Below are 26,116 nucleotides of genomic sequence, written 5' to 3'. Positions count from 1 at the left end.
AATATGAATACAACAATTCTACGATTCGCATGTTCTCTTTTTCTTATTTGTGGCCTTTGTGCCTCCTGTAGTAATAATGATGATTCGATAGTGGAGATTCCCGAAGGAGGTGAAATCATCAATATTGAGGATAACCTAATGGTTTATGCCGATGAGACTGTGGCAACCTTACGATTCGAAGCCACCGGTAATTGGGAATTAGAACTCTTAAAAAACACCGATGGGGCGTTACCCGACTGGGTGACGGTTGATAAAAAGAGAGGAGCGGCAGGTATGCACACGATCACATTTACACTTGCTCTCAATTACACGGGGGAAGATCGTTCTGCACGGATGCAGCTTACTGCTGTGAACTCCCTGTATGAAACTTCGCTATTACAAATGGGAAAAACAAAAGAAGGTGTTGTGTTACAAGATCCGAACGATGAGGACAATGAGGACATTTTACTATTTATTACAGATAAAGGATTCCGGGAATACCTATTAAGTACAGCTTATGTAAAAGATGGTCAGTTAACGCGAGCCAACGCCAAAAGGATAACGTCTTTTGATTTAAGCAATAATAAGTATCTGGAATCATTGGACGGTATAACATATTTTCCAAATCTGAAAAATCTCTTTTGCGGATATACTAATCTATCCTCCCTTGATTTAAGCGGTTTAACTAAACTTGAACAATTAAGAGTGGGAAACACAAAAATATCCGAATTAAATATCAGTCATTTAAAACAACTTCAAGTCCTCTATTGCGATAATACTTCTATTTCGGAGTTAGATGTAAAAGAGTTAACGAACCTGGAAGTGATAGATGTTTCGGATACCCAAGTTTCGGTATTGGAGATTGGAAATCTGGCTAAATTACAAACATTGATGTGTGCCAATACCAATATTGCTGAATTGGAAATAGCCCAGGCGGTGGATTTAACGCTGTTGACCTGTTCAAATACGCCTATATCCAAGTTAGCGGTTGATCATTTATCTTATCTACAATATCTCGAATGCGGTAATACGCTTATCTCCGAGTTGAATGTGAGCAAACTAACCAGGTTGAAGCGACTTTTTTGCAATAATACAGCTGTGCAGACACTGGATATTAGCAACTGTCGGGATCTGGAGCATTTTGACGCAACCGATTGTCCGAATCTGAAACAGGTGTATGTCTGGTGGGATGGAGGAACAAATAATATTCCAACACAGTTCTATGATGACTGGGCCGGTTGCTTGTTCCGTGTCCCGTCTACCACCCATGTGATAAAGAAATAAAATTAAACTCACATTATTTATAACAAAAACTCAAACATCCCAGCGGTTTTTTAAAGGCCTTTCGAACACTTTTCTGTGAGAGGAAGGTCTTACCAAATTACGTCATAGAGTTCTCGTTTTTCTATCGGATGGAGTAGAAAAAACATGCCGATTTTTCAGAAAGCTGATAATTACAGAAAATTTTCTTTAATTTATTGCTTGATATAGGGATTTAGCCTACCTTTGCGGCTTTATAAATACCTGATAAAAAGATCATCATACAAAACTCAATAACTTAAATTATTATCTTATGTGGTTACTTAATTCTTCTATCGGAAAGAAACTGATAATGAGTATATCAGGAATCTTTCTTATCTTATTCCTCACGTTCCACATGGCCATGAATATGGCAGCCGTTTTCTCAGAGGATGCTTACAATATGATTTGTGCTTTTCTCGGAGCAAATTGGTATGCTGTAGCAGGGACTTTGGTACTGGCAGCCGGAGTGGCTGTCCATTTTCTGTATGCATTGATTCTGACATTGCAGAATCGGAAAGCGCGTGGCAATGACAGTTACGCGGTGAGCGCACGCCAGAAAAACGTCACATGGGCGTCTAAGAACATGTTTGTTCTGGGTGTGATCATCGTTGGTTTTATGTTGTTGCATTTTGCTCAATTCTGGTACAAAATGATGTTTGCCGAACTGCTCGGCCATCATGCTGTTGAACTGGGAGGAGCCACAGTCTCTCCACAAGATGGAGCAGCTTTTATCAACTACTACTTCAGCCAGACATGGGTGGTGGTATGTTATCTGGTTTGGTATGCTGCTTTATGGTTCCACCTGACACACGGTATCTGGAGTTCTATTCAAACAATCGGATGGAACAATAACATCTGGATCAACCGTTGGAAATGGATCGGTAATATTTATGCGACTCTGATTTTCCTCGGATTTGCATTCGTAACCATTTTCTTCTATGTGAAAAACCTCTAAGGTTTAGCTTTTATTAGGTGTAATCAATTATTGAAAATAACGTAATATGACACAGATAAATTCAAAAATCCCTCAAGGCCCTTTGGCTGAGAAGTGGACAGATTATAAAGCTCATCAGAAACTGGTTAACCCGGCAAACAAACGTCGTTTAGACGTGATCGTTGTTGGCACCGGTTTGGCAGGCGCTTCTGCCGCTGCTTCACTGGCAGAAATGGGATTCAATGTTTTAAATTTCTGTATTCAGGATTCTCCTCGTCGTGCACACTCTATCGCTGCACAGGGAGGGATCAATGCGGCGAAGAACTATCAGAATGACGGTGACTCTGTTTACCGTCTGTTCTACGATACAATCAAAGGGGGTGACTACCGTGCCCGTGAAGCAAACGTTTATCGTTTAGCTGAAGTTTCTAATTCGATCATCGACCAATGTGTGGCGCAAGGTGTGCCTTTCGCACGCGAATACGGAGGTTTGTTGGATAACCGTTCTTTTGGTGGTGCACAGGTATCCCGAACATTCTATGCCCGCGGTCAGACCGGTCAGCAATTATTGCTGGGCGCTTACTCCGCGTTAAGCCGTCAGATCGGATTGAACAAGGTAAAAATGTATACCCGTTACGAAATGGTTGACGTGGTTAAAGTCGACGGTCGTGCACGTGGTATCATCGCCCGTAACCTGGTGACAGGTAGCCTGGAACGTTTTGCTGCTCATGCTGTTGTTGTGGCAACCGGAGGTTATGTCAATACCTTCTTCCTGTCTACCAATGCCATGGCTTCGAATGGTTCTGCGGCATGGCAATGTTATAAAAAAGGCGCTTATTTTGCCAATCCATGTATGGTGCAGATCCACCCGACATGTATACCGGTACACGGAGAATTTCAATCTAAACTAACCCTGATGTCGGAGTCATTACGTAATGATGGTCGTATCTGGGTACCGAAGAAGAAAGAGGATGCAGAAGCGATCCGCGCCGGTAAACTGAAACCGACACAGCTTAAAGAAGAAGACCGCGACTACTATCTGGAACGCCGTTATCCGGCTTTCGGTAACCTGGTTCCGCGTGACGTAGCTTCACGTGCTGCGAAAGAACGTTGCGATGCCGGTTTCGGAGTAGGTGCAGGACAAGCTGTCTATCTGGACTTTTCTGAAGCGATCAACCGTCTTGGAAAGAATGTGGTTGAAGCACGTTATGGAAACCTCTTCCAGATGTACGAAAAAATTGTAGATGATAATCCATATGAAACACCGATGATGATCTATCCGGCGCTCCACTATTCAATGGGTGGTCTGTGGGTAGATTATGAATTGATGACTTCTATACCGGGTCTGTTTGCGATTGGTGAGGCTAACTTCTCCGATCACGGAGCAAACCGCTTAGGTGCTTCTGCGTTGATGCAGGGACTGGCTGACGGTTATTTTGTATTGCCTTATACGATCCAGAATTACCTGGCCGATCAGATTCAGGTTCCGCGTTTCAGTACCGATCTGCCTGAATTTGCAGAAGCTGAAAAAGGGATTCAGGATCGCATCACCAAATTGATGAATATTCAAGGAGAACGTTCGGTGGACAATATCCATAAAGAACTCGGACATATTATGTGGGATCTCGTAGGTATGGCACGTAATGCTGAAGGACTGAAAGATGCAATCGAGCGAATGAAGAAGTTGAAAAAAGAGTTCTGGGGCAATGTCCGTATTCCGGGTAAGGCTGATGACTTGAATGTGGAATTGGAAAAAGCACTTCGTTTAGCCGACTTCCTTGAGATCGGTGAATTGATGGCACATGACGCTTATGACCGTGCTGAATCTTGTGGTGGACACTTCCGCGAAGAGTACCAGACAGAGGAGGGTGAAGCACTTCGTCGTGACGAAGAGTTCTCTTATGTATCTTGTTGGGAATATCAGGGAGAAGATAAAGATCCTGTGATGCTGAAAGAGCCACTTGATTACGAATTTGTAGTACGCCAGCAACGGAACTATAAAAACTAATTATTAATGATTAATGGTTAATGAGAAATGGCCATTAAACAATGACAATTAATAATTTACAATTAACAATTAAGAAACATGGACAAAAATATAAATATCACAGTAAAAGTCTGGCGTCAGAAAGGTCCGAAAGATAAAGGAGCTTTTGAAACGTACCCGTTGAAAGATATCTCTCAGGGAAGTTCTTTCCTTGAAATGCTTGACATTCTCAACGAACAGCTGGTTAATGAAGGAAAAGATCCTGTAGTCTTTGATCACGACTGCCGCGAAGGTATTTGCGGTATGTGTTCATTGTATATCGATGGACATCCTCACGGACCGGATACGGAAATTACCACATGCCAGTTGCATATGCGTAAATTTGAAGATGGAGCGACTATTACCATTGAACCTTGGCGTTCTGCCGGTTTCCCGGTGATCCGTGACCTGATGGTAGACCGTTATGCATTCGATAAAATTATTCAGGCAGGTGGTTTTGTTTCGGTAAATACCGGAGGAATTCCTGATGCCAATGCGATACCTATTCCTAAGAAGGAAGCGGATCTGGCGATGGATGCTGCGGCTTGTATCGGTTGCGGTGCTTGTGTCGCTGCATGTAAAAATGGTTCGGCTATGTTGTTCGTTTCTGCGAAAGTGAGCCAGTTGGCTTTACTTCCTCAGGGAAGAGTGGAAGCTGCCCGTCGTGCTAAAGCGATGGTTTCTAAAATGGATGAACTGGGCTTCGGTAACTGTACGAACACACGTGCTTGTGAGGCAGAATGTCCCAAAGCAGTATCGATCAGTAATATCGCTCGCTTGAATCGTGAATTCATTACAGCGAAACTACAAGACTAAAAAAGACTCTTTTTAGATAGATAAAAAACGCCACTGTTCGAAAAGCAGTGGCGTTTTTTTATTCTGATTCTTGCTCTATTTTAATCGATAACTAACCCCTATGGTTACTCCTATGGAAGATAGATCGACGTCATTAATCTTCCCATAATAATAATCCAGATTCGCAGAAAGCGAAAAGAGCCTCCAGGTATTCCACCGGACAGACGCTCCGGCTCCGGCAGCAAAGGAACCCTCTTTTGTCGTTCCCGATTTATTTCCAACACTTACCGAACCTTTGACATAACCTACAGTCGGTCGTAGATCAAATTGAAATTTATCGGCCGCATAAGCTGTAGAAAACAAAGGGCCTACCAGAAAGCCCGATAATCCGATAGATTGATCGGTGTAATTCGATAAATCAAACGATGTACCCAAAACAGAGGCATTGATTCCGACACTCTCCGAAATAAGATAGCCAAAATTGAGATTCGCCTGTATACCTGAACTGGCGTTATCATACGATTTTGTCAGAAAAGCAGGCCCTACACCTATCCCGATATATCCTCTGCGAAGCGGTTCGAGTTCAGGTTGCGATTGTTCTTGTGCATACAATACATTTACTAATAGCGGCAATACGAATAAAAAGAATAGCTTTTTCATGTTCCTTGATTTTTAAGATGAATCATGGATCAAAAGTAAATAGATACAGTATGGTGGTGACCCTCTACTAATTGGGTTTCTTTGATTGATGGAGTTTGGGAAATTATTAAAAACGGTTATTCTTCAAAAAAGAGGGTGTGGGATATGGTCGTTTATATTTGTGCCATTACATGGTCTATAATTTGTAGGCAAAGGTTGGTGGTCTGATTATCTTCGTCCAGTTCGGGGTTTAACTCCACCAGATCCATGGACTTAACCAAATTAATCGCCAGGATAGAGTCTACAAACGCATTAAATTCCTCCGGTGTTAATCCTTCCGGTACCGGTGTACCTGTTCCCGGCGCATACGTAGGATCAATACTATCCACATCAATGCTGAAATGAATATTCCGAATTTTACGTGTTTTTATTTTTCGTTTAATATCTTCGGCTACAAACGCAATGCCTTTCTCCCGGATCACGTCCATGGGGTAAACACTTAAACGCTCACGACGGATTAATTCACGCTCCCCCTCGTCCAGACTGCGTGTACCTACAAGAAATACATTCTGTGCATGCACTTTATTTCCCGGAGCATAGATATTCACCAATTCTTCACTCCCCAATCCCATAAGTGCACTCAAAGGCATTCCATGGATATTCCCACTCGGTGAAGTTTCACTCGTATTGATATCACCATGTGCATCCAGCCAGATAATCCCAAAATCATCATAACATTTCCCTACGCCCGAAGCACTTCCTAAACCCAACGAATGATCTCCGCCTATTACCAGAGGGAATGCCCCTCCGTGTAGGGTATCATACACAAGTTCTGCCAGGTTATTATTCACCTCAACGATTGTATCCAGATACTTCATCGTATTGCCCTGTGCGTATTTATCCTGCTCTTTTACGGGAGGGACATACAGATTACCCAAATCAAATGCACGGTGTCCGTGTTTACGGATAATATTCATTAACCCTCTTTCTCGTAAATGATTGGGCGCTTTGTCCGCTCCTGCACAGTCACAACCAAGATTTAGCGGTACGCCGATTACGTTTATCTTCATCTGTTTGTTTGATTAATAGAGGTTACTTCATTTGTGTAAATGTCTGTTGAATGATTTCTAAAGCCTCGTACATTTGCTTTTCAGAAATAATTAATGGAGGAGTAAAACGGATAATATCTTTATGCGTCGGTTTCGCTAATAGACCGTTCTCTTTCAGAGCAAGACAGATATCCCATGCACTTTTCCCATTTCGGGGAGTTGTTACAATAGCATTCAATAATCCTTTTCCTCTGACCTGAGTTATCATCGGATGCTGAAAATGCCTTAGGGTAGTTCGGAAAAGATCACCCATCAATGCTGCATTTTCGGCTAATCGTTCCTCTTCTACAACTTCTAAAGCGGCAATACCGATAGCTGCAGCTAAAGGATTTCCACCGAAAGTAGAGCCATGTTCACCTGGTTGGATGGTCAGCATAATCTCATCATTAGCCAGTACGGCAGAAACGGGTGAAATACCTCCGGATAATGCTTTCCCTAAAATCAACAGATCCGGGTGTACCTCCTCGTGATCACAAGCCAGTAATTTCCCTGTTCTTCCGATCCCGGTCTGGATCTCATCGGCAATAAACAGTACATTTTGTTCGGTACATAGCTGGAAACAACTGCGCAGATATCCTTCATCAGGCACAACAACCCCGGCTTCTCCTTGTATAGGTTCCAATAAAAAGCCGACAACCCCAGGCTCCTGTAAAGCTTGCCGAAGTGCATCTACATTATTATAGGGTATCTTAATAAAACCCGGCGTATAAGGTCCGAACCCACGGTAGGCATCCGGATCGGTACTCATGGAGACAATTGTTATCGTCCGTCCATGGAAATTGTTCGTGCATACAATGATTTTAGCCTCATTTTCAGGAATTCCTTTTTTTATATATCCCCAACGACGGGCCAGTTTAAGGGCTGTTTCTACCGCTTCAGCACCTGAATTCATCGGCAATAACTTCTCATAACCGAACAGTTCACAGGCTTTCTTCATATATTCGCCCAGTCGGTCTGAATAGAACGCACGTGAGACAAGTGTCAGTTGCTCTGCCTGCGTTTTCAATGCTGCAACAATTTTCGGATGACAATGCCCCTGGCTCAATGCGGAATAGCCCGAGAGGAAGTCAAAATAACGTTTCTCTTCCACATCCCAGACAAATACGCCTACTCCCCGTTTCAATACAACAGGAAGCGGATGATAATTATGCGCCCCGTATTTCTCTTCACGAAGCATATAGTCCATTGTATTCATACACCTTTTGATTTAATTATACACTATGCTTTAGAGTCATTCCAAAGATACTAAATGGGAATGGGTGTATACGCATTAAAGGGATATGTTAAGAAGCAGGAAAAAGAGATTGATAAGTATAAAAAAAGGGATGCCTAATACATAAAAAGACATCCCCATACATATATGATTATAACTATATCACTCGTTTGCCAAAAAGTTTTTTAACGGATTGGTGTACATTTCAAGGATTTTAGTACGCAAATAAGGTTCGTCTTTCTCCGGTATGACAATTTTATCTAACTGGGTTTGCAAATACTCCTCAAACTGTTCTTTATCCGCAGCACCATACATATTACTGAAACGGTTTGTCGCCATCAGCATATCGTAAGCCACATAATTGCAGGGGTAAAAACGATAATGTTTGTATATCTCTTTGTCTATAATGCCGGCAATGGTCGAATAGAGTTCATTCTTTTCCATCTGAGGATCCAATACCGATAGCTTCTTATTGATAGGTGTACAAATGGAGAAATGTACCCGTCCTTTATTATTCAGAATACCCGTCTCCATACTCAATAAATCGTCCCGTTTGCTTTTCACAAAATCAGTGTTATCACGTCTTTGTTGAAACTCCTGTGCTTTCAGGAAATCACATGGATCAAATTCGTATGAGATGGCTACAGGTACAATATTCAGATCCATGATGTTTGTCAGTAGATCTTTCTCCCCACCCATGTTCAGCATTTTGAGTATGCTGTTTTGTGTTTTGTCATTCGAATCTTTTGCCCGGCCTTCCCGTTGGGCGATCCAGACTGATTCTTTGGTCTCTTTAATGGTGTGATGGATATAATCCGACAGATGTGCACTGGCCAGCAGCTGCTGACGCCCAGAGATACCTCTTTTGACAATAAAGCTGTTATTCAGTCTCACCAATGTTTCTATCCATGGTTTAAGCAATAGATTATCACCGATGGCCACCTGTGTTAACCCATAACCGACATCATATAACATAACATTCAGAAATGAGGCATCTAATACAATATCACGATGATTGGAGATAAACGTACAGGGGATATGTCCTTCAGGCAATCGGCTTCGGCCGGAGATTGTCAGGGAGAAAGTGGTATTTCGTGCCACCAGCATAACCACCTCATAGGCCAATCGCTCTTTGAACTCCTCTTTGGTTCGGCAAGACCGCATGATCTGACTGAACTCTTCCCAGTTTAGATCCGGTTTAATATAACGAAAAGCGTCATCAAAGTCTTTATTGGCAATCAGTTCTTCTATCGCATCCTTGACCTCGTCATTATTCAGAGGACGGATGTCATCAAAATTAGGAGTAACTGTATTTATCTTCATTTTACTTCTTTTTTACCTAATCATCAATCTAGTTCAGTTCATTCTCAATAAGATCCGACATGACCTCTTGGATATCGAGTCCGGCGGCTCTAACCTGCTGCGGAATAAAGCTGGCTACAGTCATTCCCGGAACAGTGTTTACCTCAAGCATATACGGTTCGTTATCTGCCAGAATAATATAATCCACCCGGATCAATCCTTTCGCTCCCAACAGATCGTATATACGGGAAGTTTGTTGTTGAATCTTTTTGGTCAACGCTTCCGGTAGGCGTGCAGGAGTAATCTCATCCGACTGCCCGTTGTATTTGGCATCAAAATCAAAAAACTCATTCTCTGTCACTACTTCAGTTAAAGGGAATACGACTTCTTTCCCTTTTTTTGTCTTATAACATCCGCAAGTGACCTCTGTGCCTTCCATATATTTTTCAATAATCACCTCTTTCCCTTCTGCAAACGCTTTTGCAATGGCAGGCCGGATTTGTGACTCCGTTTTTACCTTGGTCACTCCAAAGCTGCTTCCCCCGTCATTCGGCTTTATAAATACCGGTAATCCCAGTCGTTGAACAATCGCCTCCTCCGTCATTTGCTCTCCGGCAAACAACCGGATCGAATCAGCTACACGAACACCAAAATTCTTTAAATAGTTATTGCACACAAATTTATTAAACGTAATCGCACTCGTCAATAGACTACAAGATGAATAGGGTAATCCTATCAAGTCGAAATACCCCTGTAAACGTCCGTCTTCTCCTGGTGTTCCGTGGATGGTGATATAGGCGAAATCAACTTGTACCTTCTTGCCGTTCTGCAGAAAACTGAAATCATTTTTATCAATCAGGCTGTATTCGTTTTCTGCAAGTTTCACCACCCATTCATCCTTTTTAACGAGAGCAATATAGACATTATATTTTTCTTTATCAATAAAGGAGTAGAGCCCTTCTGCACTCTTTAACGATACGACAATCTCTGAAGAGTCTCCACCGGCTATTATTGCAATATTTTTTTTCATTTTATAACTCTTTAGCATTTACATAAGAGCGCCATTTCTCCACTAACTGTTCCATATCGGTCGGAAGTTCGGAGTCGAAAAACAGTTGCTCTCCGCTTGTCGGATGGATAAATCCCAACGTCTTGGCATGTAAGGCCTGACGCGGACATATCGCAAAACAATTCTGAACAAACTGTTTATATTTGGCAAAAGTAGTTCCTTTTAAAATATCGTGCCCACCATACCGCTCATCATTAAAAAGCGTATGGCCGATATATTTCATATGCACACGTATCTGGTGCGTGCGTCCCGTTTCCAACCGGCATTCCGTCAGGGTCACATACCCCAACCGCTCCATGACCGTATAATGTGTGACGGCCGGTTTCCCTTGATCTCCTTCAGGAAAAACCCGCATCTGCATCCGGTCTTTTGGATCGCGTCCGATATTTCCTTCTATGCGTCCTTCGGGCTCCTGTACTTGTCCCCAGACTAACGCCAGATATTTGCGTTGCGTTGTTTTATTGTAAAACTGCAGACTGAGATTCGTTTTTGCCTCCGGTTTTTTGGCCACGACCAATAATCCCGAAGTGTCCTTATCAATCCGGTGGACCAACCCCAAGCGAGGATCAGACGGATCATAGGCCGGATCATCTTTCAGATAGAATGCCAAAGCATTCACCAATGTCCCGGTATAGTTTCCGTGACCGGGATGAACAACCAATCCGGCCGGTTTATTCACCACCAACAGGTCGTCGTCTTCATAAACAATATGTAATGGGATATCTTCGGGAATAATCTCCAGTTCGCGGCGTGGGCGATCCAAAACAAGGCTGACAACATCCAGTGGCTTGACCCGATAATTGCTTTTGACCGGTTTATCATTGACCAGAATACATCCGGCATCTGCAGCCAGCTGAATCCGGTTTCGTGTAGCACCCATCATCCGGTCGACCAAGAACTTATCCACCCGTAACAAGGTTTGTCCTTTATCGGCCACAAAACGGAAATGCTCATACATCTGCTGGGAATCATCACCCTCCTGGGCGGGTAATAACAGGTCGTCGTCTTCCTGTTCGTCAAACATCTCCTCCAAACGCTCCTCCATGGTTAAAACCACCTTTCGTCTTCACTGTTTAACGATTGTACCGGTCGGCCGTCTTCCCCGAAACCGGGAAACTGAAGCGAATCGGGATTTGCATGTCCACTACTGATGCGAAGAAGCAGTTTGGTATCCAACGGCATCTTTTCGTCCACTTTCAACTTCCGTCCGTTTGTTTCCACATCAATCGCCAAATCTTTATACCTTCCGGCAACATATTTCACCTCAATCTGAGTGAATCCGCGCGAACGCAATATTGCATACGCTTGTCGGAAAGAGAGATCTTCGACATCAGGAATGGCAGCCATCTGTGCCGTAAACGCATTGATCGTAAGAAAAACGATACGTTCTTCTTTGACCTTTGAACCTGAAGAGGGATATAGTTCCACAATTGCACCGGGCGGCACATCCTGGGAATAGACAGAGTCAATAACGTTATAGCGTAGTTTGTTGTTCTCAAAAAAGGCAGCGGCTTCGTTAACTTTCAACCCTTTCACGTCCGGAACAATCACAACGATATTGTGCCGGGTATATACGTCCAACCATTTCAAAACACCATAAACTGCCGCGCAGGATATCGCTATGGCTAATATCAATGTGATGAAATAGGGGTTTTTCAACAGTTTTATAAAAAAATTGTCCATTTCTATCGTTTAATTCGTAAGCGCGAGTCAAAAGTAGAAAAAAAGCCTCAAAAACAAAGAAAGTAAAGGCTTTTTAGCAAAACCTTTACTTTCTCTTAAAATCTTACAAAAAACAGCTTATCCGTTATATTCGTCAGATACTGTTAATTTGGCTCTTCCTTTTGCACGACGTGATGCTAATACTCTACGGCCGTTAGCAGTAGCCATTCTTGAACGGAAGCCATGTTTGTTCTTTCTTTTCCTATTGGAAGGTTGGAATGTTCTTTTCATCTTATTGATATATTTTTATAATTTTCTTTCAATTATTTGGCCTGCAAAGATAAAAGACTTTTTTTGAATATACAAACGAAACGGGACTGATTCTCTGAAAATAATCTCCTTTATTTCTTATCTGAATCGGTAGTTATCACTTTATTAGAATATCCCTCCCTTATACAAATCATCAAAATTCGCCTTCCCATCCGAGAACTCTTCTTCGTTTTCGGATTTTAGTTCATGGGCTTTCTGCAAGTCTTCTACGGCTTCTGTTTCATTGCCTTTCAGATGTTTGGCCCTTCCTCTTTCGGCATACGCACGGGCAAATTGAGGATCACCCTCAATCGCTTCATCAAAAAAGAGGATCGCTTCATCGTATTTTTCTAAAGAGATCAATAGTTTTCCAGCCAAGATACATGCCTCTTCATTAAATGGGTTAAGCGCCAATGCCTGCTGATAGTCGGCACTTGCCGCCTGTGGGTTCCCTAATGACTCATAGATACGTCCTCGAAGCAGAAAAACAAGTTCCTCATCCGGTGCAATCTCAGCCACCTCTTCGATATCGGTCAGTGCTTTTTCGCCCGCTCCGATTCCTAACAACAGTTCTGCCCGTAAAAGATAAGCATCTGCAAAATCGGCTTTGAGACTGATCGCTTGATCCAACTCTTCGATCGCCTCTTCCGGTTTTTTTATCGCCCGTTTCGCTTTGGCCATCAGGAAAAACGCCAGATGATTATCCGGCTCAACTTCCAATACGGCTTGGCAATCAATAATCGCCTCTTCATCCCGGTCGAGTAGGAACAATATGTTTACCCGTGCCAGTCGTGTGGCAACATGAGCCGATTCCAACGCCACCATATCGTTGAGTACATCTAATGCCTCCTCATACGCATGTTCCATTGTATACGCTGTTGCCAAGTGGTTCATGGCCTCAAAGTCGTTCTGAATATTCAACGCTTCAGTAAAACATTTTATCGCATACGATCGACGACCCATACGCATAGCACGGATTCCGTCGTATTTCAGAATATCGAAATTTTTCAAATCAGCTTTTTCTTTACTCGCTGTTGTCTCTTCTTTTTTCTCCGAAGAGAATAGGGATGTCAGGAACTTTTTCATGGTCGCTTTTATTGTGTCGACAAAAATAGTAATTAATGTGAGTTATAACGAATGAATCTTTAATTGGGGTAATGTTTGAAACATTTTGACGTGCTGAAGGTGCGTTAATATGAGTCCGCTTTACAATCTGTCAGTTTGTACACTTTGTCAATTGAGTACCTTCGAGATTCGTCTATTTGGAACAGCGGGTGATGCTGTTTGTGAATAAGGCAGGGATTAGCGGTTTATTTTTACAATAGACTTTGATTTTCATTTTCTCTTGCCTGTTTTTGTGGATCTAAAAAAATCACCCTTCTGGAGAAAAAAAATCGATTTTCGAGCCTTTTTTTTGCCCTTTTCCAACCCCTAAAAAAATGATGCTGATGACTTGTTCGAACTATTTAGATGCTTCTTCAAGGTTATCTGCATGATTTTTGAAATCATGTAGATAAAATGGGAGAGTGGACTGGTACAAAATGTGGAGAATCGCCTACCTTTTGCCGAAAATACCCGAAAATGCGACCTATTTGACTAAAAAACACAAAAATACGAGTTAGTAAAAAATGCATTTTTATTCATTTATGTCGTAAATATATTGTTTTTAATGTGAATTTGGTATAAAGAGTAGCTATGGAGGAGAAGCGTTCAGGCAAAGCCTTCACGCGAAGAATCAAATAATCTTCGGCTAGAATACTTTTTTCTTATATCGAACTCACATAATTAACGACTTATTCAAAAAAAATTTTAAATCTGGTCCAACCCTCTTCCGTGTATAGACTGAATTTGTAACGGTGGTTAAGGAGCACATCTCTGACAAACATTAAACCGATTCCCTGCCCTGTTTTCTTCGTGGTATAAAAAGGGGTGAAAAGCTTTTGTTTGACCTCGTCGGTAATTCCCGGGCCATTGTCTTCAATAACAATAGATAAAGGGGATGATTGGGTAATAATCCGGATCTCCCCATTTTCATGGATGGACTCGTAGGCATTTTTAATGATATTGACCAGTACCTGTTCCAACTGAATACCATCTGCCCGAATGATATGATTCTGTTCGGTTAACAATAGCGTCAGTTTGATACGACGTTGTTGACATTCTATGCGTGTAAGCGCATCTACGGCACGGACTTGTTCATTGAGGGAGACCTCAGATAATACAGGCTCAGGGATCTTTACCACATGAGCCAGGTTACTTATAAAATGAGCCAAATGGCCACAACGGTCATAGGATGCTTCAACGGCCGGTAAGACTTCACTCCACTCTTCTTTTTCGTCTTGTCTGCATATTTCAGCGACCACATTCAGAGTCGACCCGATGGCTCCCACCGAATTATTGACTTCGTGTGACATCATTCGGATAATGCGTTCATATGAGCTCTTCTCTATTTTCAATAACTCATGTGTCAACTCCTCTATAAGCAAAAAAGGATGATCAAATCCCTGGTCGATAAAAGAAGAGCGGATACAGCGATAGACCGTAGCCCCTGAACCTCTAATGATCATATCGTCACCCGATTTCATTGCAGCCAATGAGGGGGCTAGTTCGAAAGATGCTTCGTTGAGTGTCTCTCCTTTTACAGCCGAGAGATTGGCGATATTCAACAGTTTTAATCCGGAGGAATTGATATCGGATATGCGTTTGTTTAAGTCGAGAATAATGATCCCTTGTGGTGAGGCATTGATAAGCAGGTCTAAGAAGTGATTTTTGGCTCGTACTGTTGAACGTTCATGCCGAAGCTGAGTGATCATTCGGTTAAATATCTCTATCAGCTGATTAGCTTCTTTGTTGTTTACCGGGCGCAGATGCGTAGAAAAGTCCTGTTCTTTCAACAACTCCATCCCATTCAGTATGATATGATACGGTTTGATCAATTGTTTATATAAAAAGAGCGAAAAGAGCACTGAAGCAATGGCCATACATTGAGCCACCCAAAAGGAGATAGGCTCATCCCTGAAAAACAGGAATCCGATCCCCACGAATATCCCGGTAATGAAGAGTACGATTATCCAAAAGATCCCTTTTGATTTCATGCGGCAGCAATTATTCAGGTAGTTTTATCTGATATTTCTCCAGTCGACGGTACAGTGTTTGTCTGCTCAATCCTAAAGCTGTCGCTATTTTAGAGTGATTGGCTCCATACAGTTCGATCGCTTTCAGAATCATATGCCGTTCGACGCTTTCCAACGACTGGACAGCATTGTTTTGTATTTCCGGATGCAACGGAATTTCGATGTATTGTTCCTTCAACTCCCGGTCTGTGATCAGATGTCTGCCGGAGACCAAAATGGTTCTGTCGATCAGGTTTTTCAATTCACGGATATTCCCCGGATAAGGGAGTTTTTTGAGGTATTCGATCGCATCAGACGAAAATTCAACCTGGGGTAATTTATTTAACGTTGATTGCTTTTGGGCAAAATAATCGACCAACAAAGGGATATCTTCCGTTCGTTCCCGTAAAGCCGGCATACGGATGGTTATCAGGTTGATCCGGTAGAACAGGTCTTCACGGAATCTCCCTTTTGTAACCAACTCCGCCAGGTTTTTGTTTGTCGCACTTATAATCCGCGTATCGACCTGATGAGGACGGCTGTCTCCCAGCGGTTCAAAGGTCTGATCCTGCAATACCCGTAAGAGTTTGACCTGGCAGGTCATATCCAACTCTCCGATTTCGTCCAGGAAGATGGTTCCTTTATCGGCCATTTCAAACCGCCCGATCCGGTCGTGATGTGCATCGGTAAATGCCCCTTTCTTATGACCGAACATTTCGCTTTCAAACAGAGAGAGGGATATCCCACCCAGGTTTACTTTAACAAAGGGTTTCTCTTTTCTGCGACTGCCCGCGTGAATGGCTGCTGCGATCAATTCTTTGCCTGTTCCACTCTCGCCGGTAATCAATACAGATGCATTGGTCTGTGCTATCCGGGAGACGGTTTGCATGACTTGCATCAAAAGGGGAGAACGTCCGACGATGTGTGTACTGTATGACTGGGATACGGTCTCAGATTGATTCTCCGGATTGTTTTCATCACTTAACTCAATCGCTGTCCGGATACTGTTCAGGAGCATTAGATTGTTCCAGGGTTTCGTGATGAAATCAAAAGCGCCTGCCCGAATCCCTTTGACTGCCAGATTGATCGATCCCCATGCGGTGATCAATATCACAGGACTATCAGGGCATAGAATCTGGATTTTAGCCAGAAGTTCCAACCCTTCCTCGCCTGTGGTCGTTTGTGAATAGTTCATATCCATCAACACCAATTCGGGCGTTGTTTTCCGAACAAAATCAATAGCCTCCTGTTGATTGGCAGCAGTAGCGACTTCGTAACCGGCTCGTTTGAGTACCAAGGTCAACGAAGTACGAACAGTGGAGTCGTCGTCACAAATAAGTATCATCGTCCAAATATACCATTTTGTTGCAAGTTATAAACAGATTTCAGAAATTACTCGGCATGCAGCGCTTCCGACGGCGGAATGCTGGAGGCCTGGCGTACCGGATACCATACGGCCAACAGCGATACGATAGCCAAAAAAGAGAAAGTCAACAGGTAGACAATCACACTTTGCTCAAACCCTGTCGCCAGCTGGGTACGGTCGGCAATCGGTATATCGATCATTTTGAGAATATCTGTTCCGCTTATATTGAAACAGATATTTATACCGATTATGCTGGAGACAAACAGTAAAAGCAATGTTTCTTGAAAGAGCAGTATCTTCACCTGTCTCGCAGTAGATCCCATGGCCATGCGCAGCCCGATCTCACTTTTCCGTGCCTGTGTCCGGTACCAAAAGGTTCCGATTACACCTAAGAAGATATTCATAATCAAGAAAGCCATGATGGCATAAACACTATTCAGACGGTCGTTAATTCCTGCTCTTTTAATCCGGTTTGCTTTTATTTTTTCAAGAGGAACGATAGAAGATAAGAAGTAGGGGCCAATATTGAGTTGTTCACGCATCTCTTTTGAAAACCGTTCGGCAAAACCGGCGGTGGCTTGCGGAGAGACACGGATGGCAATCTGGCTCCATTCGAGTTGGATATCGGAAGTTTTTTTTGTGTAATAGACATTGCTTTTGTAAGGTTCAAAATAGGTGTCCTTTACCTTCCCGGCAATACCGACGACCGGATGATTTTTCTGTTCCGGTGCGTTATAAAGGCTTTTGATCTCGTGAATAGAAGCCGTCGCTCCCGGATACTTTCCGAAGCGATTGTGGCGGTCGGGGCTGATGACCACAAAGTCGGTTTCCGCCACATCCTCCGAATTAAATATACGGCCACTTTGAACCGGTACTTTGAAGACATCAAAAAACTCGGAAGTAACCCATCTGACACGTACTTCTTCATTTAAAGAATCACGTCCGAAGATCACACTGGTAGACGAAGTGGCAGGCGCATAAGGTACTCCCTGGTGGGAGAAACTAATATATTCCACTCCCGGATAACGTTTCACCCGTTCTATAAACGTGGCTGTATATGTAATATACTCCTCTGTTGTGCTATCATCTTCCGACTTTTCTTCCACACTTCCTTTCTGCATGGTTATATAAAACGTATTTGATATATCAAATCCCAAAGGTTCTGAATAGCTTTTTCCGATGAAAAAAAGATAATCGCAGCAGAACCACAAAAGACAGAATACAACTACATATTCGAGGACGATCCAACCATTACTTTTCCGTTCGTTCCAGATTATTTTAAATAAGTGACGTATCATAATATTTCAATTAGTCTCATTTTTACTTAGTGAATTGACAATCGTAGCTCTTGAGGCTCGGTAGGCAGGAATCCCTGCCGACAGCAGGTTGATAAGTATACATACGGTAAAGACTGCCAGAATAACCCATGGAGAAATCAGGGAATTGATAGGGACAAAACTCTCTTCCGGCACTTTTAGCAACCACTCTTTCAGTTGAATGACAACAATATAAGAGAGAAACAAGCCGATAAACCCTCCGATCAGAGAGGTGATCAGATTTTCAAAAAGTACCTGAATCAGTATGTGGTGGCGCTTAGCCCCAAAAGCTTTGCGTACCCCTATTTCCTCTATCCTTCTTTTTATACGCGAGAGGCTTAATCCGGATAGATTGATTGCCGGAACCAATAAAAGCACTAAAAAGATAAAGAGTTGCTTCCAGTATTGCATACGCAAGGCAATACTGACCTGCATATCATCCATCCCCCAGATATTCATGATATATGTACGGTGCGTTTTGGGTTTCAACAATAATAATACCTTATTGGGATTATTCGAACCGTATCTTTTTTCAGCCTTCTGGAGTTCTTCCTCTAATCGGGCAAGATCTTTCGCGTCTCTGAGTAAAAACATAACGATATGTGACGACTCTTTGTAGTTGTAAGTCGAAGTATAGGGCACCCAAATGTCGGCCGAAGCGATCGTAAAAACAGGAGATATGTCTTTGACAATACCGATCACCTGATATGATTTTGCATTGACCACGATAGATTTTCCCAACGCTTGCTCACCCTGAAATAATTTTCGCGCCGCTGTTTCCGTGATTATAGCGAAAGGGATTCCCGATTCAAACTCCTCCTGGCTAAATGGGCGTCCTTCTAAAAAAGGAAAAGAGAGGATATGCCAGTAAGCATTGTCGACATATTTAGTAGTCATTTGCATATAATCCTTGGAGTTCTCTTTGGCGACCAACGCCTCTTTATAATCAAATCCGGAGATATATTCAGGTGTCTGAAGGTCTTTTATATAATCATGAAACACGTGATGACTGACATTGCCTGCATTCCAGTGACCGTTTGTCGTATCTTTGATGATTTCAATCGGAAGATAATACGTGCGGGTACGGTTGATTTCAGGAGCAACACCTATATTTTTCACATTGTCGGTCACGATTATAGCCATGATCATCATAATCGCCAATGCCGTTCCCCATATGGCTATCATGCTGATAAACTTATTCTGTTTCAGCATCTCAATGGCTTGTTTGAAATAGATTTTGTACATAATTGTTCATTAATCATTATTTACTCCACTCTTCTCCCATCAAAAAAACGCACAATGCGTTGGGTAGACTCAGCAATATGTTCGTCATGGGTGACCATGATAATTGTTGCACCCTCCTGGTTTAGCTGAAATAATAAGTCCATAATCTCTGATCCCATTTTACTATCGAGGTTACCGGTAGGTTCATCTGCCAGAATGATCTTAGGATGACCGATAATCGCACGAGCGATGGCCACGCGTTGACATTGTCCGCCGGATAGTTGAGATGGAAAGTGTTTCATCCGATGGGATAGGCCTACTTTTTCCAAGACCTCTTTTGCTTTTTCGCGCCGATTTTTTTCGGTTGATTTTCTGTAGAGCAGTGGTAGTTCGACATTGTCCAGTACATTCAACGAATTGATCAGGTGGAAACTCTGAAAAACAAAACCGAGTGTTTCATTCCTGAACTCCGCCATTGTTCCGTCTTTCAGATGAGTTGTTTCTACATTATTAATAAAAACCTTTCCTTCATCCGGCAGATCGAGTAGTCCTATCAGATTAAGCAGTGTACTTTTCCCACAACCTGACGGACCCATTACGGATAAAAATTCCCCTTCCCTGACATCCAGGTTGACATTCTCCAAAGCAAGCGTTTCTACCTCTTTGGTACGGTATATTTTTGTGATACCTTGTAATTGTATAATCTCCATAATAAACAGTATTTTGAAAAGTGAAGATGCAACTCCTATGCCATAATAGATAAAACATTCAAAATGAGTGTGTTTTAAAAAACAAAGAGTGTCCGAATCCGGACAAATTTGTCCAGAATATGGATTAAAAAACAGAGAATGTCGTGGGGTGTAAAACGATTTTATCCGATCTTTCTGTCAGAGTGACTCTATCTCTATGCTTACTTCTGTCCCTTTACCGGGAGCAGCACAAAGAATCATTTTCCCATTGTAGGCAGAAACTCTTGTCCGGATGTTATTCAATCCGGAGCCAGATGTGACTTGGTCGGGATCAAACCCTTTTCCGTTATCCTGAACCGTGAGAGAAACAAAACCATTATCAGCCATTAACTGTACGTTGATCGTTGTTGCGTCGGCATACTTAATCGCATTGTTTATTAATTCATACGAGCAACGATACAGGAGAATTTCCAGACGTTCATCCAAACGTTCTGTGCTGCCGTAATACTGAAAATGAGCGATTGTGATCGCACGGCAATAATCTTCGAGGGAGACTTTCAGTCCGTAACGCATCAGGGATTCAGGCATCATATGATGTGCTACACGACGAAGTTCATTGATCGATTCATCCAGCATCTCGATCACTTTCCCGAAACGATTGACCTCCTGCCCATCGACAAAAGATGCGCTCTGCATATCTTTCAGCTGGAGTTTGACTACCGACAACAATCCGCCAAGTCCGTCATGCAGGTCACGACCCAACCGTGATCGTTCGGCCGCTTCGCCATCCAGGACAGCCTGTGTGGCAATCAGTTGTTTCTCCTGTTCCAGTTGATTGATCTGCTGTTTCTTCAACCGGTTGCGGTAGAACATAATCGCCATAATCGCTAACAGCAAGGCGAGTCCGGCAACACCAAACCAGATATAAAAACGTCTCTCTTTTTCCAGCGCATGTATACGTATTTCCTTTTTTTCACTTTCGTATTTCACTTCCAGGTCGGCCATGGCTGTTTGTAGGCTCTTATTGGTATATGTCTTGTAAAAATCTTTATGTTTTTCTATAAACTCCAGTGCTTTATCATCATTTCCCATCAAGGCATTGGCAAAAGCAATATTCTGCGTAATCCCTCTTCCCTGATCAAAATTCACGGAATCCATCTCCCAGGCCTTCCAGGCTGTTGCCTCACTCTCTTTATACTTTCTTTGTTTCAGGTAGATGTCCGATAAAGCCAGCCAGCCATATCGGATCAACCTATGGCTACCGAAATCTTCAGCAACGCGCAGACTCTCTTTGGCGTATGTCTCTGCTTTGTCATACGCTTTGAAACCGTCGCAATAAATATAAGATAAGGCTTGTAAACTCAGAATCTCAAATTGTTTATCATACAATATATGACTAAGTTCTTCCACTTCCAACATATACTCCAAGGCTTTATCGGTCTCTTTGTTCTCCAGGCTGATATGACCGAGATCATAGTATACACACATCTTTCCATACTGGGAGTCGATCTCTTCGGCAATCTCTTTTGCCTGTTCCAGAAAATGAAGTGCACGTTCATTGTTGAGTAACGAACGATATATCCCGGCAATATTGCTCAGAATGATCATCGAATGTCCACTGTCACCTGTAATTTCACTGAAGGCGAGTGCTCTCATATAATAATCCAGTGCTGTTAGGTTTCTTCCTCTCAAAAAATGGAATACACCAATCGAACTGTACGCAATTGTCAATGTTTCGTCATCTCCTGACTCCAATGCCTGGTCAAGTGATTTTTCATAATAGATCAAGGCTGTATCCGGTTTTTCCCACGCATTGTAAGAATCGGCAATCCCCAGATTAAACCAAGATTTTATAGACGCATCATTGACTTTCTCTGCCAGTTTTAATCCGCGTTCAGCGTATTCAAAGGTTTTATCCATATCATTATCCCAGTAAAAAGATGTTATTTGCTTGCAAAGGGTTATTTGTTCTTCAATCGTCCGTTTTTCATTGTCCAATACATGGATCAACGAATCAATATTTTGCGCTTGTCCCGGGAACAAAATAACAAAGAGGAGAGAACAACAAAGGTGTAGTTTCTTTTTCATGATATGTAGTTGATGAAGCGTTGACAAATATAATTCTTTCCGCTATTGGTTTTTCATGAAAGAGTTATTTTATTACATGATATTCATGTTTTAGAGGTATAAAACTGAAAATCAGCACAAACTATTTCACAAACAGATAAATCTTTAGTATATTTGTAGCCGTTTTAATAAAAAGAGGAAGTCCCACTAATTGAATGATTACGTAATGAAGCAATTTTTATCACTATTGATAATCCTATCTTGGTGTCTCATTTCATGTACAAAAGAGGAGATGCCTATACCCGATCCTAACGGAGGAACTGATACCAATAAAGGAATTGATCCGACCAAAGACACCGAACAGACTGTATTCATGTATATGCCCTGGTCGTCGAATCTGACAAAATATTTTGAACAGAATATTTCGGACTTTGAAACAACCATCAAGAAAAATATTTTAAAAAACGAACGGGTCTTAATCTTTTTTGCTTCTTCACCAACCAAAGCAACTCTCTTCGAATTGAAATACGATAAAGGAGAATGTGTGCGCGATACACTCAAAACATATGCTAATCCGGCTTATACGACAGCGAACTGGATCACTTCTATCCTGAATGATGTAAAAACGTATTCACCTGCGAATCGTTATGGGATGATTATCAGTTGCCATGGGATGGGATGGATTCCGGTATCGGCTACAAGATTGCGAAATAGTGAAGAAAAGTACCATTGGGAAAATGAGACAGGCCCATTAACGCGTTTTTTCGGAGGGACAACAGCTGATTATCAGACCGAAGTGACTACCCTTGCCGAAGGGATTAGTCGTGCCGGTTTGAAAATGGAATATATCATGTTCGACGACTGTTACATGTCCTCTATCGAGGTTGCCTACGACCTGAAAAATGTGACGGATTATCTGATCGCTTCACCTACCGAAGTCATGGCTTATGGCTTCCCTTATCATATAATCGGGCAACATTTAGTTGGTAAAGTCAACTATTATGAGATCTGTAAAGGATTTTATGAATTTTATCAGAACTATTCGGCCATGCCCTGTGGAACTATAGGGGTGACAAACTGTGCGGAATTGGACAATCTCGCATCAGTGATGAAAGAGATTAACCGGCAATTTACATTTGACACCTCTTTGATAGGTGAAATACAAGTATTAGACGGCTACTGGCCTGTTATCTTTTTCGATTATGGCGACTATGTGGCTAAACTTTGTTCCGATCAAACGTTATTAACCACCTTCGAAAACCAGCTGGAGCGGGTTATCCCTACTGCATATAGGATGCATACGCCTACTTTTTATTCAGCGAGCAAAGGGATTCCGACAGCGATTAAAAGTTACTCCGGAATAACAATATCTGATCCAAGTATAAATACAAGAACAGTGACCAAAGATGAAACGGCTTGGTATAAAGCGACACATTAATTTTCATTTAACCGGCATCGTTTTTTTATATTTTTGACACAGTTTATACAGTTCTTTTTATAAGACACGCTTGTAAATCGTATATTTTATCTAAGTTTGTCTCCCAATTAAAGAAAACGTCTAAAAAGTCAAAAAGATCTTTGATATAGTTACGAATTGTAAGCAATTACTCCGAAAAAGTGATCCACATTAAAGCCCTCCGGCCTACCCTTACATACAATTTATAACTTATTCAACTATTCTTTTCTGATTTCTTGAGACCCCCTTTTTGAAGATATAATGAACAATTGCTACTGTTTTATCACACTATTTTGATCTTATTGTGACTTGTAACATATCGAAAAATGAAAAACTAAAAAAAACTCTTATGTCTAAAAAGTTAATCGCAGTTCTTACAGCATTTGTATTTCTGTTGGGATTATGCAGTTTTGTGGTATTATACGCACCCAAGGAGAAGAACCAGGCCGCTTCGGCCGATAATCACATAGTCTACAGCAAAGGGAATCATTCTTTAACACTATCATGGGCTCCATTTGGCTCTTCGGGTGATTATCTGATCACAAGAGGTGGTAGTCGTCTGGCTACCGAGTTTATACCAGTCGGTTCAACGTCTGAAACGACATTTACCGATCCGAATCCGAATACCGATAAGTACGAAAACTATTATAAGATTACCCGTGGTTCGACAACGATCATCCTTTCATTGGAAAATCAGATTTTTGGCGACAATATGTATTTCTACGACCGAAAATATGAGACAGCAGAAACGGCACGAACAGAAATGAATACTCATTTCCTTACCACTGGTGGTGGACGGGAAAACGGTGAGTGGTCGACAAAACGTCAAGCTTACTATTTCAAACCAAATATTGATGGACAAACGTATGATCCGGGAGGTTCAGGTTCAGCTTCATCACCGGAAGCAAACTCCATCGAATTGGGATGTTACTCCCATGTGGGTGGACTGGGTAAATTGCCTTCGGATGTTAAATTAGGTTCTGTTTTTACCAGGCCTCACCTTTCCGGCGGAGCAAATGCAACCTGTACATTCTGGCGTTCTATGGAAAACGTGACCGTGATGAGAGATTTTGCATGGACAGTGTCGCAATCGACCAGTGCGAGAAGAATGCTGATTGAAAATACCTCGAAATATATATCCGATGTTGGTACTTCAAACTTCTGGGGAAGTGGTGGCTTTATTGCCGACAGCCACTATACATTCTCATCCAGACCCAACTGGGGAGGGCAGCAACAATGGTACACCAGAAATACCATATTCCCTTCAGGCTCCGAGCCCATGGGCGGTTCGTATAATATGGTTTGGCAAGGTTGTGTGAATGCGCCCAATGCGAATGAAGCGAACTCGCCTGTGGCTACCACTCCGATTATCAGAGAAAAACCTTTTCTTTTTATCGATGATGACGGCGAATACAAAGTATTTGTTCCCGCATGGCAAAAAGATAGAATAGGCACTTCCTGGTCGACCTCAAATATGGGAGAGGGTGAAGTGCAAGATCTATTTACTCACTGGTATGTGGCCAAAGAAGGTGACACCGACGTTGAAATCAACGCTGCGCTCAAGTCAGGCAAAAATGTATTTTTCACTCCCGGTCACTACGCGTTGAATGCGCCTATTCAAGTCAACCGTAAAAATGCGATACTTCTCGGTGCCGGTATAGCCTCGGTGACTCTCGAACCGACAGAAAACAACAACTGGGGTTGTATCTATGTGGACGATAAAGATGGGATTATTGTTGCCGGACTCCTTATGGATTCTTTCAACAGTACCACCTATCAGATCCGTATCGGTGAAGAAGGTGTAGATACCAACCATTCCGCAAATCCTATATTATTGACAGACATTACCTGCAGAGTAGGTGGTGTACAATCCAAAAACATACAGATACACGCTTCTATGCAGATAAACAGCAATAATGTGGTAGGCGACCATTTCTGGTTGTGGCGTGCCGATCACGGTACTCAACCCGGTGGGCCGGCGCGATGGCTGAGAGACAGATGTAAAAACGGACTGATCGTTACCGGCAATGATGTGACGCTCTACGCTCTGTTTGCCGAACACTATCAGGAATACGAAGTGTTATGGCTGGGCGAACGTGGCAGTACTTACTTCTTCCAAAATGAACCACCGTATGATCCGCCGACTCAAACAAGCTGGAGTAGCCAGGGTAGCCGGATAGACGGTTATGCGGCATTCAAAGTTGCAAACAGTGTCAAGGAACATTACAGCATTGGTCTGGGTTCTTACGCGGTTTTCACCGGAACCGACGGCCATGTGAATAAGAAAAATGGGTTTGAGGTGCCTAATACACCCCGTGTCAAGATTGAAAAGATGTGTATCACACGATTCGCCGGTCCCGGTAATATACAAAACGTGATCAACGGTATAGGCGGTAGTACGGCAGACGGAGTAAAACGAGTATCCTCCTATAATAACGATCCGGGAGTAGAACCTTACGACGAGGAGTTTGATCTGCCCAACCGGGTATCATGGCCCACATACATCGTCATGGAGTAATATCTATCGGAAATGATCGCATAATGCA

Annotated in this window: 21 protein-coding genes; 6 read left to right on the top strand and 15 right to left on the bottom strand. The window is 42.4% G+C overall.

All coding sequences use genetic code 11. The annotated features are described in order from the left end of the window. Positions 1 to 3: 3 nt before the first annotated feature. The 4 genes from M2135_RS08980 to M2135_RS08965 all read left to right on the top strand — a co-directional run bounded on the left by M2135_RS08980 (position 4) and on the right by M2135_RS08965 (position 5,057). On the top strand, positions 4 to 1,263 hold the full coding sequence (locus tag M2135_RS08980; RefSeq protein ID WP_280748151.1) for a BACON domain-containing carbohydrate-binding protein: 1,260 nt from the start codon (positions 4 to 6) through the stop codon (positions 1,261 to 1,263). 289 nt (positions 1,264 to 1,552) lie between these two features. Further along, the gene (locus M2135_RS08975) at positions 1,553 to 2,236 is read left to right on the top strand and encodes a succinate dehydrogenase cytochrome b subunit (RefSeq protein ID WP_280748150.1); all 684 of its coding nucleotides are present in this window, start codon (positions 1,553 to 1,555) and stop codon (positions 2,234 to 2,236) included. 46 nt (positions 2,237 to 2,282) lie between these two features. Beyond that, positions 2,283 to 4,223, top strand: a complete 1,941-nt coding sequence (locus M2135_RS08970) for a fumarate reductase/succinate dehydrogenase flavoprotein subunit (protein ID WP_280748149.1) — start codon at positions 2,283 to 2,285, stop codon at positions 4,221 to 4,223. Between the two features lie 78 nt (positions 4,224 to 4,301). Continuing rightward, a complete protein-coding gene (locus M2135_RS08965; protein WP_280748148.1) occupies positions 4,302 to 5,057 on the top strand; it encodes a succinate dehydrogenase/fumarate reductase iron-sulfur subunit in 756 nt (251 codons plus the stop codon). 75 nt (positions 5,058 to 5,132) lie between these two features. On the opposite strand, the gene M2135_RS08960 is transcribed toward M2135_RS08965, so the two are convergent. The 15 genes from M2135_RS08960 to M2135_RS08890 form a co-directional block, all read right to left on the bottom strand. Then, positions 5,133 to 5,696 carry an outer membrane beta-barrel protein gene (locus M2135_RS08960; RefSeq protein WP_280748147.1) on the bottom strand — a complete coding sequence of 188 codons (564 nt, stop codon included), beginning with the start codon at positions 5,694 to 5,696 and terminating at the stop codon, positions 5,133 to 5,135. Positions 5,697 to 5,848: 152 nt separating this feature from the next. Then, a complete protein-coding gene (gene rocF, locus M2135_RS08955; protein ID WP_280748146.1) occupies positions 5,849 to 6,745 on the bottom strand; it encodes an arginase in 897 nt (298 codons plus the stop codon). Between the two features lie 22 nt (positions 6,746 to 6,767). Beyond that, positions 6,768 to 7,979, bottom strand: a complete 1,212-nt coding sequence (gene rocD, locus M2135_RS08950) for an ornithine--oxo-acid transaminase (protein ID WP_280748145.1) — start codon at positions 7,977 to 7,979, stop codon at positions 6,768 to 6,770. 180 nt (positions 7,980 to 8,159) lie between these two features. Beyond that, positions 8,160 to 9,320, bottom strand: a complete 1,161-nt coding sequence (locus M2135_RS08945) for a 1-acyl-sn-glycerol-3-phosphate acyltransferase (protein ID WP_280748144.1) — start codon at positions 9,318 to 9,320, stop codon at positions 8,160 to 8,162. Between the two features lie 28 nt (positions 9,321 to 9,348). After that, a complete protein-coding gene (locus tag M2135_RS08940) occupies positions 9,349 to 10,329 on the bottom strand; it encodes a D-alanine--D-alanine ligase (protein WP_280748143.1) in 981 nt (326 codons plus the stop codon). 1 nt (position 10,330) lies between these two features. Further along, a complete protein-coding gene (locus M2135_RS08935; RefSeq protein WP_280748142.1) occupies positions 10,331 to 11,413 on the bottom strand; it encodes an RluA family pseudouridine synthase in 1,083 nt (360 codons plus the stop codon). Between the two features lie 2 nt (positions 11,414 to 11,415). Next, the gene (locus M2135_RS08930) at positions 11,416 to 12,051 is read right to left on the bottom strand and encodes a PASTA domain-containing protein (RefSeq protein ID WP_280748141.1); all 636 of its coding nucleotides are present in this window, start codon (positions 12,049 to 12,051) and stop codon (positions 11,416 to 11,418) included. 117 nt (positions 12,052 to 12,168) lie between these two features. Further along, positions 12,169 to 12,321, bottom strand: coding sequence for a 50S ribosomal protein L34 (rpmH, locus tag M2135_RS08925; protein WP_005633099.1), 153 nt, complete (start codon positions 12,319 to 12,321; stop codon positions 12,169 to 12,171). Positions 12,322 to 12,465: 144 nt separating this feature from the next. Further along, on the bottom strand, positions 12,466 to 13,425 hold the full coding sequence (locus tag M2135_RS08920) for a tetratricopeptide repeat protein (protein ID WP_280748140.1): 960 nt from the start codon (positions 13,423 to 13,425) through the stop codon (positions 12,466 to 12,468). 707 nt (positions 13,426 to 14,132) lie between these two features. Further along, complete coding sequence (locus tag M2135_RS08915) at positions 14,133 to 15,434, bottom strand: ATP-binding protein (protein WP_280748139.1); 1,302 nt, start codon at positions 15,432 to 15,434, stop codon at positions 14,133 to 14,135. 10 nt (positions 15,435 to 15,444) lie between these two features. Next, positions 15,445 to 16,797 (bottom strand): sigma-54 dependent transcriptional regulator, encoded by a 1,353-nt coding sequence (locus M2135_RS08910; protein WP_280748138.1) that lies wholly within the window; start codon positions 16,795 to 16,797, stop codon positions 15,445 to 15,447. Positions 16,798 to 16,844: 47 nt separating this feature from the next. Continuing rightward, complete coding sequence (locus tag M2135_RS08905) at positions 16,845 to 18,116, bottom strand: FtsX-like permease family protein (RefSeq protein ID WP_280748137.1); 1,272 nt, start codon at positions 18,114 to 18,116, stop codon at positions 16,845 to 16,847. Positions 18,117 to 18,122: 6 nt separating this feature from the next. Beyond that, a complete protein-coding gene (locus M2135_RS08900; RefSeq protein WP_280748136.1) occupies positions 18,123 to 19,379 on the bottom strand; it encodes an ABC transporter permease in 1,257 nt (418 codons plus the stop codon). A gap of 20 nt (positions 19,380 to 19,399) precedes the next feature. Further along, entirely contained in the window at positions 19,400 to 20,068 is a 669-nt protein-coding gene (locus M2135_RS08895) for an ABC transporter ATP-binding protein (protein WP_280748135.1), read from the bottom strand. A gap of 177 nt (positions 20,069 to 20,245) precedes the next feature. Next, a complete protein-coding gene (locus tag M2135_RS08890; protein WP_280748134.1) occupies positions 20,246 to 22,135 on the bottom strand; it encodes a sensor histidine kinase in 1,890 nt (629 codons plus the stop codon). A 205-nt stretch (positions 22,136 to 22,340) separates the two neighbouring features. Between M2135_RS08890 and M2135_RS08885 the strand changes: the two genes are divergently transcribed. After that, on the top strand, positions 22,341 to 23,552 hold the full coding sequence (locus M2135_RS08885; protein WP_280748133.1) for a clostripain-related cysteine peptidase: 1,212 nt from the start codon (positions 22,341 to 22,343) through the stop codon (positions 23,550 to 23,552). Between the two features lie 367 nt (positions 23,553 to 23,919). After that, on the top strand, positions 23,920 to 26,088 hold the full coding sequence (locus tag M2135_RS08880) for a hypothetical protein (RefSeq protein WP_280748132.1): 2,169 nt from the start codon (positions 23,920 to 23,922) through the stop codon (positions 26,086 to 26,088). The last annotated feature ends 28 nt before the right edge of the window (positions 26,089 to 26,116 follow it).

It is taken from the genome of Parabacteroides sp. PF5-9 (assembly GCF_029893105.1).
In the GTDB taxonomy this organism is placed as follows: domain Bacteria; phylum Bacteroidota; class Bacteroidia; order Bacteroidales; family Tannerellaceae; genus JARXWG01.
Note: the sequence above shows the minus strand (reverse complement) of the source record. Positions and strands in the feature narration are given on the sequence as shown.

Excerpts from the sequence above, each read along its gene's own strand:
- M2135_RS08930 (WP_280748141.1), bottom strand. The coding sequence starts at position 12,051 with ATGGACAATTTTTTTATAAAACTGTTGAAAAACCCCTATTTCATCACA.
- M2135_RS08935 (WP_280748142.1), bottom strand. The coding sequence starts at position 11,413 with ATGGAGGAGCGTTTGGAGGAGATGTTTGACGAACAGGAAGACGACGAC.
- rpmH (WP_005633099.1), bottom strand. The coding sequence starts at position 12,321 with ATGAAAAGAACATTCCAACCTTCCAATAGGAAAAGAAAGAACAAACAT.
- M2135_RS08970 (WP_280748149.1), top strand. The coding sequence starts at position 2,283 with ATGACACAGATAAATTCAAAAATCCCTCAAGGCCCTTTGGCTGAGAAG.
- M2135_RS08945 (WP_280748144.1), bottom strand. The coding sequence starts at position 9,320 with ATGAAGATAAATACAGTTACTCCTAATTTTGATGACATCCGTCCTCTG.
- M2135_RS08965 (WP_280748148.1), top strand. The coding sequence starts at position 4,302 with ATGGACAAAAATATAAATATCACAGTAAAAGTCTGGCGTCAGAAAGGT.
- M2135_RS08895 (WP_280748135.1), bottom strand. The coding sequence starts at position 20,068 with ATGGAGATTATACAATTACAAGGTATCACAAAAATATACCGTACCAAA.
- M2135_RS08960 (WP_280748147.1), bottom strand. The coding sequence starts at position 5,696 with ATGAAAAAGCTATTCTTTTTATTCGTATTGCCGCTATTAGTAAATGTA.
- M2135_RS08885 (WP_280748133.1), top strand. The coding sequence starts at position 22,341 with ATGAAGCAATTTTTATCACTATTGATAATCCTATCTTGGTGTCTCATT.
- M2135_RS08940 (WP_280748143.1), bottom strand. The coding sequence starts at position 10,329 with ATGAAAAAAAATATTGCAATAATAGCCGGTGGAGACTCTTCAGAGATT.
- M2135_RS08905 (WP_280748137.1), bottom strand. The coding sequence starts at position 18,116 with ATGATACGTCACTTATTTAAAATAATCTGGAACGAACGGAAAAGTAAT.
- M2135_RS08910 (WP_280748138.1), bottom strand. The coding sequence starts at position 16,797 with ATGATACTTATTTGTGACGACGACTCCACTGTTCGTACTTCGTTGACC.
- M2135_RS08890 (WP_280748134.1), bottom strand. The coding sequence starts at position 22,135 with ATGAAAAAGAAACTACACCTTTGTTGTTCTCTCCTCTTTGTTATTTTG.
- M2135_RS08880 (WP_280748132.1), top strand. The coding sequence starts at position 23,920 with ATGTCTAAAAAGTTAATCGCAGTTCTTACAGCATTTGTATTTCTGTTG.
- M2135_RS08980 (WP_280748151.1), top strand. The coding sequence starts at position 4 with ATGAATACAACAATTCTACGATTCGCATGTTCTCTTTTTCTTATTTGT.
- rocF (WP_280748146.1), bottom strand. The coding sequence starts at position 6,745 with ATGAAGATAAACGTAATCGGCGTACCGCTAAATCTTGGTTGTGACTGT.
- M2135_RS08915 (WP_280748139.1), bottom strand. The coding sequence starts at position 15,434 with ATGAAATCAAAAGGGATCTTTTGGATAATCGTACTCTTCATTACCGGG.
- rocD (WP_280748145.1), bottom strand. The coding sequence starts at position 7,979 with ATGAATACAATGGACTATATGCTTCGTGAAGAGAAATACGGGGCGCAT.
- M2135_RS08900 (WP_280748136.1), bottom strand. The coding sequence starts at position 19,379 with ATGTACAAAATCTATTTCAAACAAGCCATTGAGATGCTGAAACAGAAT.
- M2135_RS08975 (WP_280748150.1), top strand. The coding sequence starts at position 1,553 with ATGTGGTTACTTAATTCTTCTATCGGAAAGAAACTGATAATGAGTATA.
- M2135_RS08920 (WP_280748140.1), bottom strand. The coding sequence starts at position 13,425 with ATGAAAAAGTTCCTGACATCCCTATTCTCTTCGGAGAAAAAAGAAGAG.